Source organism: Emticicia agri (assembly GCF_004168285.1).
GTDB lineage: Bacteria > Bacteroidota > Bacteroidia > Cytophagales > Spirosomataceae > Emticicia > Emticicia agri.
The window spans coordinates 1-2,629 of the sequence record NZ_SEWF01000153.1 but is presented as its reverse complement, the minus strand read 5'-3'; the positions used below and the strand labels follow the sequence as shown (position 1 = coordinate 2,629).

The following is a 2,629-nucleotide window of genomic DNA, read 5'->3' as shown; positions in this document are numbered from 1 at the left end:
TGATTGGCCCGCTCTGGTTAAGCTATTACCTCAAAAAAGAACGAAAGTAGGTTCTCCCTCACTATTACCTGCACAAGGCTATTTTGGTTTGATGTTTCTAAAGCATTATCTAAAATTAAGTGATGAAAAATTGTTGGAGAGGTTGAACACTGACTGGGCAATACAGATGTTTTGTGGCGTTCAACTGAAAGATTATCAAATGATTCGAGATAATGCTTTTGTGTCTAATGTACGAACCTATCTGGCAAAACATATTGATTTGGGTGTTTTTCAACAAACTCTGATTAGCCAATGGAAACAAGAGATACCTGATAAGCAGGTAGTATCGATGGACGCTTCATGCTATGAGGTCTACATTCGCTTTCCCACAGATGTAAAGTTGCTTTGGGAGTCGTGTCAGTGGTTGTGGGAGAAACAAATTCCTTCACTTTGTAGCACTTATCGAATCAAGTTACCGCGTTCAAAGTTTAAAGAACAGAAGATTAAGTATGTCGCTTACAGTAAATTGCGGAAGAAAAGCCATCGGAAAACTAGAAGTAGGCAAAATGCTTTATTGAAGCTATTGTACAAAGCAATAGAAGCATATCAATTACTGCTCAATCAAACCCAGGCGAAAGGATTAAGCATTGCAGAGGCAGAAACCTTTAAAACCATTAAGTTGGTTTATCAGCAACAAAGGCAGAGATATTTACACCATCAAGCCAAAATACCAAATCGAATAGTAAGTTTATATAAGCCCTATATCAGACCCATTGTTAGGGGGAAAGAAAATAAACCTGTTGAGTTTGGAATGAAAGTCCATAAGTTACAAGTGGGAGGAATTAGCATGATAGAACATTGTAGCTATGAGGCTTTCAATGAGTATAAACGCTTGAAATTAAGTATAATCAAGCACAAAAGTAGTTTTGGTGTATGTACACATATAGCTGCTGACCGCATTTATGCTACTAATGAAAATCGTAGATATACTACTAAGAAAGACATACAGACCAATTTCGTCAGAAAAGGAGCTGGCAAAGATGACAAAGCCACTAAACAAATCAAAACATTGCTCAATAAAGAAAGAGCTACAAGATTGGAAGGTAGCTTCGGAACAGAAAAAGAACATTATCTTCTACATAAAAATAAAGCTAGGAGTGCTGACAACGAACAAGTTTGGCTTTATTTCGGCATTCATACTGCCAATGCCGTTTTGATTGCCAAAAGAAGACAGAAAGCTCAAAGGCAAGCACAAATGGCCGCTTAAATTGAAAGTTTAATAGTAAATGTCCACCAATAAAGATGGGGTGGCTTGGTGTGACTATACCTGAAGAAAAAAGTCGTCGCAAAAGAAAAAATCAAAAAAAAATGTACTTTTCAAAGATAATATGCCTTGAAAATTAACAAGACACCCGGGAGTGTAAACTGAACTGTGTCAAGTATTTTTACTACTCACTTGGAGTTGTCTTCAAGTGAGTTTTTTCAAAATTATGAAATTTCATTCTATTACCAAAAATGATGTATAACTGCGATAAAGTAACACTCCAATTTCGGACAGGCATAGTCCACTTTTGAGAGATTCTCTGTACAACCAGATATATCAGTTTCAAGAGTGCTGTATCTGAAGTAAACGAACCTTTAGTTTTGGTAACCTTCCTGACTTGACGATGAAAACCCTCTATAGGATTTGTTGCGGCCGCCGCTGCGGTATAAATCAATCTTCTAATGTCTTCTGCATACTCGTAGAAACTTGATAAGTTTTCCCAATTAGTAAACCAGGATTGAACAGCAATAATATATTTCTTGCCCCACTTAGCTTCTAAAGCTTCTAATTGTCTAAAACCTTCTTCTTTGTTTACAGCAGTGTAAACAAGTTTCAGGTCAGCTATAAAAGCCTTTTTATCCTTTTCAGGAACGTATTTTAAACTATTCCGTATCTGATGGACAATGCAGAGCTGTATTTGGGTTTGGGGATATACAGTAGCTATTGCTTCTGGGAAGCCTTTCAATCCATCAATGCAAGCAATTAAAATGTCCTCTACACCTCTTCGTTTTAAATCTGTTAAGACAGAAAGCCAGAACTTAGCACCCTCTGTTTCTGCCACGTACATACCTATTAAGTCTTTTTTCCCCTCTAAGTCTACTCCTAAAATGTTGTATATAGCTCGTGAAACCACTCTGCCATCTTCCTTAACTTTATAATGTATGCAATCCATAAAAACAATAGGGTAGATGCTCTCTAAGGGTCTGCTACGCCATTCCTGCATGGCTGGAATTACTTTGTCTGTAATGGTTGATAACTGCGTAGCTGAAATATCCATTTGATATAGCTCCTTGATATGTGAAGATATATCTCTGGTAGACATCCCTAAACCATATAAACCTATAACTTTAGCTTCAAGTTCTTCTGTGATTATTACCTGTCTCTTTGGCAAAATCATAGGCTCAAAAGTCCCTGAACGGTCTCTACTATTCTCCAGTTCAAATTCCCCAGATAAACTCTTTACCTGTTTGCTTGTCTTTCCATTTTTACGATTAACTATCCCTTTTGCTTTTGATTCTGCCAGATGGCTTTCCAATTCCCCCGCTAAAGCTGCTTCCAGAAAATGTCGCTTCGGCGATCCGATTCATCAATGGCGCAAAAATCCCT

Annotated in this window: 1 protein-coding gene and 1 pseudogene; one reads left to right on the top strand and one right to left on the bottom strand. The window is 37.5% G+C overall.

The window, feature by feature from the left end:
• A partial coding sequence (locus EWM59_RS27450; RefSeq protein WP_130024367.1) for a transposase occupies positions 1–1,246 on the top strand: 1,246 nt, incomplete at its 5' end.
• 181 nt (positions 1,247–1,427) lie between these two features.
• Here EWM59_RS27450 and EWM59_RS27445 read toward each other — a convergent pair.
• Positions 1,428–2,591 (bottom strand): annotated as a pseudogene (locus tag EWM59_RS27445) (IS256 family transposase); the annotation flags it as partial.
• Positions 2,592–2,629 lie beyond the last annotated feature (38 nt).